Genomic DNA, 7,360 nt, shown 5'->3' with positions numbered 1-7,360 from the left:
TCTACGAGTCCAGATCCCCCGCCGTCACCCTCGCCGCATAACCAGCCCAGACACCCACCCACCACCACGTCCTTGACGAAGGACATAGAGACACCCCCCGCGGCCACCGGGCTGCGCCCGGGGTCCGGCTCCTGCCGTACGACCGGCCCGGTCCCGGCACTCGGCACCACCGCGACCGTCACCCTGCGGCGAACGGGTCGCCGCCGGCACGTTCGACGGTGGAGCAGACCCGGACCAGCGCGGGGGCTGCGGGGGCCGAGGCGAAGCCGAAGCGCACCGGCGGTGCGACGGGAGCCAGCGCGCCGAGGTCGGCCCCCTCGAAGGCGGCCCGGGCGGTCGTGATCGGCCAGAGGCCGCCGGCCGCGTACCACTGGCGGTATCCCGGGCGCGAGCTGCCCCGGGTCCGTACGCCGACCAGCAGGCGGGAGGGCACGTCGGTCACGGCCGCCCACAAGGGCCGGCGGGCGAGCGGGCGGGGCACCGCCCCCAGCGCCAGGCCGAGGACTCCTGGACGCCCTACCCGGAAGTGCAGGTCCAGGCGCCGCGCCCCGACGTCCCACGCGCCGTCACGGACGCGCACGCCCACCGGACCCGTCCGGACCTCGTCGAAGTGGTAGACGCCGGCGATGTAGTCGGCCGTCCGGGCAGTGGGCGCCAGCAGGGTGCGCCATCCGTCGGGACCTTCCACCATCACGTCGCTGAACGGCCCGAAGGGCGACCGCGGCCAGTGGCCGACGACCACCCGCGTGCCCGAGCTTGTGCCGACGGCCGCGATCCAGCCGTCGAACGTGAGCCGTTGGCCTCGTCCGCGCACGGCGGGCGCCCCCGTCAGCGGGGCGCCCGGCGCCGCGGCGGGAGGGTCGCGGTCCCGGGACGGTGCTCGAAGGTGTCCATGACCGCCCGCCGGTGGTACACGCGCCGCTCGGGGCCGCGCCGCGGGGTCTCCTGCCCGACGAACCGCGCGTCCTCGACGCCCCGGTTCAGGTCCTCCAGGGTGAAGCGCGGAATACGGGAACAGGCGAGAGCGGCCGGTGCGCCCCTCCGGCCCACGCGGGTGCGGCCCATGGTCTCCCTCGGCTGTCGCGGGGGCGCCGCAGCGGCGCAGAGGACGAAGACGGCGATGCTCGGACACCGTCCCCGGAATCAGGGAGTTCGAAACCGGGTCGGCCGCGGTCACTCCGGGTGGGCCAGTGCGTCCTTCTGCTGTTCCCCCGCTGCCGGCATGCTCAGCCGCGCCGGTCGTACCGCGGCGGGGCCGTGCCTGCTCAGGATGCGGTCGCGTCCTGCGTCCCGCCGTCCTCGGCCTCCCAGCGGAGCAGGTCGCCCGGCTGGCACTGGAGGACCTCGCAGAGCGCGGCGAGCGTCGCGAAGCGAACGGCCTTGGCGCGGCCGTTCTTGAGCACCGCCAGGTTGGCCGGGGTGATCCCGACCCGGTCGGCCAGCTCGCCCACGGACATCTTCCGCCTGGCCAGCATCACGTCGATGTCGACGGAGATCGGCATCAGATCACCTCGTCCAGCTCGGCCCGCATCCGCGCCGCTTCGCCGTCCCGCGCGACCGCCTGGGCGAGCAGCATCCGCAGCACCAGCACGATGAGCGCGACCCCGAGGATGGCCAGGCCGATCCCGCCCATGATGACGGTGACGCCCGGATCCTCCCGCTGGCCGGGGGCGTTGACGGCGGTGACCGTGAACCACAGGAGCGCCGCTGCCACGATCGCGCCGATCACGCCGTCGACGTACCGGAAAGCGGCGGGGGAGAACACCGTTCCGCGACGCACCATCGCCACCAGCCGCCAGACGCAGACCAGGGCGACCTGGGCCGCCACCATGCCCAGGATCGTGATCACCCGCAGCGGGGTCAGCGGGAGCGACCCGTCCTCCGGGTCGTGCCCCAACGCCCACACCATCGAAGCCTGCACGAACACGGTGCCGGTGAGCACCACGGCGAGGACGGCGCGGAGCGCACCCACGGCGAGTTTCCCCATGACGGATCCTTCCATCGAGTGACGATGGAAATCTATCGAGTTTCGATAGGTGCAGCAAGGGGGGGCGCATCCGGACGGCCTTGCTCGCCCCTTCCGGCGACGTGCCGCGAGGTACCCGTACGCCGCGGGCGCCCCGTCCCCCGACGATGTGTCGGGGAGACGGGGCGCCCGGGTGGCGGCAGCAGCGGGGCGTCAGTTGTTGGAGCCGACGGTGTTGTCGTGGCCGGCGTTGAACACGTCGTCCCCGGCGACCTGGGACCAGTCGCCGAAGACGAAGGTGAAGGAAGGCTGCGGCTGGTAGTTCACGGTCACGTCGGCGTTCGCGACACCGGCGGCACCGAGCACGACGGCGCCTGCGGCCAGGGTGGCCAGAAGGAAACGCATGGTGGGCCTCTCTGCGGAAGGGCGAGGGAACGCGCCCAAGCTAGAGACCCCGGGCCGCCCCGCGGCTGCGGACCTGCCGGTGCGGGCAGGAGTCTCATCCGATCGGCGGCCGACCGGACCGGCACCCCTGCCGCACCGGGCCGCGCCTCACCGCCCGGGTCGGACCTGCTGCAAGCGGGACACGGCGTGCTCCCGGCCGGTCGTGCCCTCGCGAATGGTCTGTGCCCGGTCCATGACCGCCCAGCCGGCCTGCTCCTGCGCATGCACCTCGTTCCGCGTCTCCCGCACGCCGTAGTGCCCGTAGAGCTCGGCCTCCTCCGACACGGACAGGACGCTGCCGCAGTCCAGGGCCGCGCAGGGGGCTTGTTCGATCAGCGTCACCGTGTACGGCAGGACCAGGTGCCCGTTCTGCAGGTCCGCCTGCCGCAGCGGGACGAACACCCCGCCCAGCCCGGACGCCCGGTCGGTGATCCGCGCCCACTCGGGCCTGCCGGTGGTGTCGTCCACCAGGACGTACTCCACCTGCCCCAGACGCTGCCCCTGCTCCGTGAACGCCGCGCACCCTTCCATCGCCGTGAGCTGCTCCTGCGTGATCACTGTTGCTCCTCACCCCTGCCGCGCTCTGTCGTCCGTCGGCTACCCACTCCGGCCGAGAAGAAGCGTCGTGTCCCCCACCGGAAGACGCCGCGGGTGCCCGGCGCCCTGCGGAGAACCCGATCGTGCCCGCGCCGGGGCGGAGGCTCGGGCGCGGCATCAGGGGTCAGAAGCGGAAGACGCCCAGGTCGCGCACCGTGTCGGCCAGGGCGCGGACGAGGTCGTTCTCCGCCTCGGTCCGCCAGACCAGAGCGAAGGCCAGGGTGGCCATGTCGGGCAGCGGGAGCCAGCGGATGTTCTCCATACCCCAGTGTCGGGTGACGTGGCCGGGGAATGCGTGGATGGTCTCGCCCATGCCGACGTAGCTGATCAGGTCGTCGCCGTTGTCCGAGGCTGCGGACGCGAGGCGTTCGATCGTGCGTCCTCGCGGCGTGTAGAAGGGCAGATAGCTGTCCTCCCAGTAGTCCGGCAGGCCGTTGGCTGTGCCGTGCGGGAAGTCGGCGAGCAGTTCCAGCGGTACGGATTCTCGCTGCGCGAAGGGATGGTCGGCGGCCACTGCGAGGATCCGCGAGTCGGTGCACAGGACCGGTCCGACGGTGAAGTCAGGCTCTTCCACCGGTAGCCAGGCGACGAGGACGTCCATGGCACCGCTGCGGAGCTGCCCGAACGGATCGGTGTAGGTCGCCTGGCGGATCTGTAGTCCGCAGTGCGGATGGCGGGCGCGGAACGTCTTCCAGTACGGGTGCAGGTCGGCGACGTTGAAGGGCATCAGGGCGACGCGGAGCTGTGCGGTGATGCCGCGGGCCGCCAGCTGGGCTCGCTGTACGGAGGCGTGCAGGCCCGCGTACACCGGCTGCAGGTCGTCGCGTAACTGCCGGCCGATCTCCGTGAGCCGAACCGTGCGGCTGGTGCGGGCGAACAGCTCAGCCCCGATGCGGCGTTCCTGCTTCTTGACGGCCTGGCTGACGCGTGCTTGCGAGACGTGCAGCCGCTGGGCGGCCCGGCCGAAGTGCAGCTCCTCCGCAAGTACGAGGAAGATCTCGATGTCCCTCAGCTCCACCGGCCCCCGCCCCCGTGTCGATAACCCGGCGGTTATCGAACCGCGTGAAAGTAGGGCTTGATCATATGCGCGGATCGCAAGATCGTTCGAGGTGTGGATGCCCGTATGAAGATCCGTGAACAATGCCGCATTCGTCCGGCCCGATGAACGACGCCATCGACCTGACCGTGCTGCACGCGACGCATGCCGCTCTGCGCCGGGAACTGGCCCAGCTCGACCGGGTCACCACCGCCGCGGACCGTGACCCCGTGCACGTACTGGCCACCGCTGCCGGATGGACACTGCTCAAGAAGGCCCTGCGCGCGCACCATGAGGCCGAGGACAGCGCCCTGTGGCCGTCACTGCGGCAGAATCTGGTCGGCCGCCCGAAGGACCTGGCGCGGCTGGAAGTGCTGGAGGCCGAACACGCCGCCATGACCCCGGTGGTCCACGCCATCGACAGGCTGCTGACCGAGCCCGGGGCCGACTCCATGCGGCTGGGCCAGCTCACCGACGCGCTGACCCGTGGTGTGGCCGGACACCTCCAGCACGAGGAGGACGCGGCCTTCCCGTTGATCCGGCGGACGCTGACCGCCCAGCAGTGGGCCCATTTCAGCCAGGTGCACGCCCACCACATCGGCAGGGACGCGCCCCTTCTGCTGCCGTGGCTCCTGGACGGCGCCGATCAGCAGACCTCGGCGAGGCTCCTCGCCCCCTTGCCCCCGAAGACGTACGTCGCCTGCACTACCCAATGGATCCCGGCCTACAGGGCGCTCCTTCGCTGGAGTCCCGGCAGCGGGGCCTGACACGCAACCACCACCTACCGCTCTTGCGGCCATGGCCCGATGGGCCTGCCTCTCGACCTCGACCTAGACCTGGACTGCGAAGGCCACCACCATGTCTCCCTCTGCACGCCTCCAGCCGCTCCCGCGCGTCTCGGACACCGAGGCCGCCGCGGCGGTCGTGCCGGCGCACCGCGGCCACGGCCTCGCGATGTGGGTCAAGGCCGCCAAGGCACGGCGGCTTCGCGCCGATCACCCCGGCGTCGTCGAGATCGAGACGGACAACGCGGAGGACACCGTCCCCATGCCGGCCGTCAACCACCGCCTGGGATTCCGTCCGTACCGGCGCACCCGCGCGTTCCAGCTCGATGGGTCCACGACCTGAACAACCGACACCCCGGTCCGTCCCCCGTTGCACCACCGCCAAGGAGCTGCCGTGAACGTTTCCACCTCCACCCTGTCCCTCACCGTCGCCGACGTCGACACCTCACGCGACTTCTTCTGTACCCACCTCGGCTACAGCGTGGCCATGGCCGCCGACGGTTTCGCCTCCCTGACCCGCGCAGACGCCGCCGTCGACATCGTCCTGCTCCGCAAGGGCACCGAGGTCCTGCCCGCCGAGCAGCGGGAACGGGAGGCGTGCGGGCTGATCCTCGCGCTCACGGTCACCGACCTCGACGCCGAGGAGGCCCGGCTGCGTGCGGCCGGCGCCCCCATCACCATGCCGCTGCGCGAAGAGCCCTGGGGCGAGCGCCTGTTCCAGATGACCGACCCCAACGGGGTCGTCGTCCAGCTCGTCGAGTGGGCCCCCTCCGACCACCCGCAGGACCGGGACCGGGAACGCGCCGCGCATGTGATCACTCCGTCGGCCGAGAACGTCGTCGTCTCCCCGAGCGCGACCATGACCGGTATGGCATCCCCCGGTCGCGGCAGCGCGGAACTCAGCACCTGGACCGTCACGATGGAGGCCGGCGCGACCGGCCCCGAGCACTCCATCAGTCGCGAACAGGTCTGGACCGTCACCGCAGGCGTCCTGGAGGTGACGTGCGACGGACGCACCCAAAAGGTCGCCGCCGGCCAGACCCTGATCCTGCCGGCCGACCGGACCCGGCGGATCCACGCGCACGCACGAGCCGAGGCCCACGTCGCGATGCGCGCCGACGGAGTCGCCTCCGTCCCCGGCACCGAGGGCAGCCGCGAACTGCCTTGGGCCCGTTGGTGACCTGAGTCGGAGATGCGCCGGCAGCAGGCGGCGCAGCTCCGGACACGAGGTGGTCCCGGGGCCCCTCGCAAGGCTCCGGTCCAGCCCGCAATCACCGGCCTCGGCCGGCATCCAGTGAAATGAGAATCGCTCAATGCGTGTGTTGTTGATGGCGTACGGGTCGCGTGGAGACGTCGAGCCGATGGTGGGACTCGCAATGCGTCTGCGAGAGCTCGGTGCGCAGGTGCGCGTGTGTGCGCCGCCGGACTTCGCCGACATGCTGGAGACCGCAGGTCTCCCGCTGACGCCGATCGGCCTGCCGCTACGGCCGGTCGTGAAAGCAGTGGTGACCGGAACGGCGCCGACGGCGGCGCAGGGCCTGGCTCAGCGCACGGCCGCACTGCTCGCCTCCGCGTACGACGCAGTGGCCGAGGCCGCCGTGGGCTGCGACTTGGTGGTGGCGACGGGCCTGGTCCCGGCCATGGCCGCCGCACGGTCGGTGGCCGAACAGCTGGACATCCCTTACACGTCCGTGTCCTATTACCCGTCCTTCCTGCCTTCTCCGCACCACCCGCCGCTCGCGTGGCCGGGCCGGCCGGCCCCGACCGGGCTCACGGACAACCGGAAGCTGTGGGAGCTGAACAGGGAAAGCCTGAACGTGCTGTTCGCCGAGGCGATCAACACGCACCGTGCGTCGATCGGGCTGAGCCCGGTGCACGACGTCCGCGACCACATCCTCGCCGACCGACCCCTGCTGGCGGCCGACCCGGTCCTGAGTCCGTGGCCGGAGCCCGCCGATGTCGAGGTGGTGCAGACCGGCGCGTGGATTCGACCGGACGAACGCCCGCTCCCGGCCGAGCTGGAGGCGTTCCTGGACGCGGGTGCACCGCCGGTGTACGTGGGCTTCGGCAGCATCCCCGTGCGGGACGCGCAAGGCGTCACCCGGGCAGCCATCCACGCCGTCCGCGCCCAGGGCCGCCGCGTACTCCTCTCCCGTGGCTGGGCCGACCTGGAACCGACCGACGACAAGGACGACTGCTTCACCGTCGGCGAGGTCAACCAGCAGGAACTCTTCCGTCGGGTGGCCGCCGTCGTGCACCACGGCGGCGCGGGCACCACCACGACGGCAGCTCGGGCCGGCGTACCCCAGGTCGCATACCCCAGATGGCGGACCAGCCCTACTGGGCCGACCGGGTGGCCGAGCTGGGCATCGGCGTGGCACACGACGGTCCGTCGCCGACCACCGAGTCCCTGTCGACCGCTCTCGAGACGGCCCTGGCGCCCGAGACCCGGGCACGGGCCGCCACCGTGGCATCCACCGTCCGTACCGACGGGGTGTCGGTGGGGGCGAAGCTGCTCCTCGAAGCGGGGAC

The 7,360-nt window shown here is 71.8% G+C and carries 10 protein-coding genes and 1 pseudogene; 4 read left to right on the top strand and 7 right to left on the bottom strand.

Annotated elements, in window-relative coordinates:
* Nucleotides 1–178: 178 nt before the first annotated feature.
* The 7 genes from IF89_RS0128620 to IF89_RS0128595 all read right to left on the bottom strand — a co-directional run bounded on the left by IF89_RS0128620 (nucleotide 179) and on the right by IF89_RS0128595 (nucleotide 4,025).
* Complete coding sequence (locus tag IF89_RS0128620; protein ID WP_043194514.1) at nucleotides 179–814, bottom strand: hypothetical protein; 636 nt, start codon at nucleotides 812–814, stop codon at nucleotides 179–181.
* Between the two features lie 14 nt (nucleotides 815–828).
* The gene (locus IF89_RS44770; protein ID WP_043194513.1) at nucleotides 829–1,065 is read right to left on the bottom strand and encodes a hypothetical protein; all 237 of its coding nucleotides are present in this window, start codon (nucleotides 1,063–1,065) and stop codon (nucleotides 829–831) included.
* Nucleotides 1,066–1,265: 200 nt separating this feature from the next.
* Nucleotides 1,266–1,502, bottom strand: coding sequence for a helix-turn-helix domain-containing protein (locus IF89_RS0128615; RefSeq protein WP_030774166.1), 237 nt, complete (start codon nucleotides 1,500–1,502; stop codon nucleotides 1,266–1,268).
* A complete protein-coding gene (locus tag IF89_RS0128610; RefSeq protein WP_030774164.1) occupies nucleotides 1,502–1,987 on the bottom strand; it encodes a DUF2975 domain-containing protein in 486 nt (161 codons plus the stop codon). The genes IF89_RS0128615 and IF89_RS0128610 overlap by 1 nt, the downstream gene beginning before the upstream one ends.
* Nucleotides 1,988–2,179: 192 nt before the next feature.
* On the bottom strand, nucleotides 2,180–2,371 hold the full coding sequence (locus tag IF89_RS0128605; RefSeq protein ID WP_030774162.1) for a hypothetical protein: 192 nt from the start codon (nucleotides 2,369–2,371) through the stop codon (nucleotides 2,180–2,182).
* Nucleotides 2,372–2,518: 147 nt separating this feature from the next.
* On the bottom strand, nucleotides 2,519–2,968 hold the full coding sequence (locus IF89_RS38370; RefSeq protein ID WP_030774159.1) for a PRC-barrel domain-containing protein: 450 nt from the start codon (nucleotides 2,966–2,968) through the stop codon (nucleotides 2,519–2,521).
* A 163-nt stretch (nucleotides 2,969–3,131) separates the two neighbouring features.
* The gene (locus IF89_RS0128595; RefSeq protein WP_030774156.1) at nucleotides 3,132–4,025 is read right to left on the bottom strand and encodes a LysR family transcriptional regulator; all 894 of its coding nucleotides are present in this window, start codon (nucleotides 4,023–4,025) and stop codon (nucleotides 3,132–3,134) included.
* A gap of 122 nt (nucleotides 4,026–4,147) precedes the next feature.
* Between IF89_RS0128595 and IF89_RS0128590 the strand changes: the two genes are divergently transcribed.
* The 4 genes and pseudogenes from IF89_RS0128590 to IF89_RS38365 form a co-directional block, all read left to right on the top strand.
* On the top strand, nucleotides 4,148–4,810 hold the full coding sequence (locus tag IF89_RS0128590) for a hemerythrin domain-containing protein (protein WP_234327898.1): 663 nt from the start codon (nucleotides 4,148–4,150) through the stop codon (nucleotides 4,808–4,810).
* A 91-nt stretch (nucleotides 4,811–4,901) separates the two neighbouring features.
* Complete coding sequence (locus tag IF89_RS0128585) at nucleotides 4,902–5,171, top strand: GNAT family N-acetyltransferase (RefSeq protein ID WP_030774149.1); 270 nt, start codon at nucleotides 4,902–4,904, stop codon at nucleotides 5,169–5,171.
* A gap of 51 nt (nucleotides 5,172–5,222) precedes the next feature.
* Nucleotides 5,223–6,008, top strand: coding sequence for a VOC family protein (locus tag IF89_RS49390; protein WP_043194511.1), 786 nt, complete (start codon nucleotides 5,223–5,225; stop codon nucleotides 6,006–6,008).
* A 133-nt stretch (nucleotides 6,009–6,141) separates the two neighbouring features.
* A pseudogene (locus IF89_RS38365) lies at nucleotides 6,142–7,352 on the top strand (glycosyltransferase); the annotation flags it as partial.
* Between the last annotated feature and the right edge of the window lie 8 nt (nucleotides 7,353–7,360).

The sequence above is a fragment of the Streptomyces sp. NRRL F-2664 genome, from assembly GCF_000719345.1.
GTDB lineage: Bacteria > Actinomycetota > Actinomycetes > Streptomycetales > Streptomycetaceae > Streptomyces.
The sequence above is the reverse complement of the archived record's forward strand: the minus strand, read 5'-3'. Positions and strand labels throughout refer to the sequence as shown.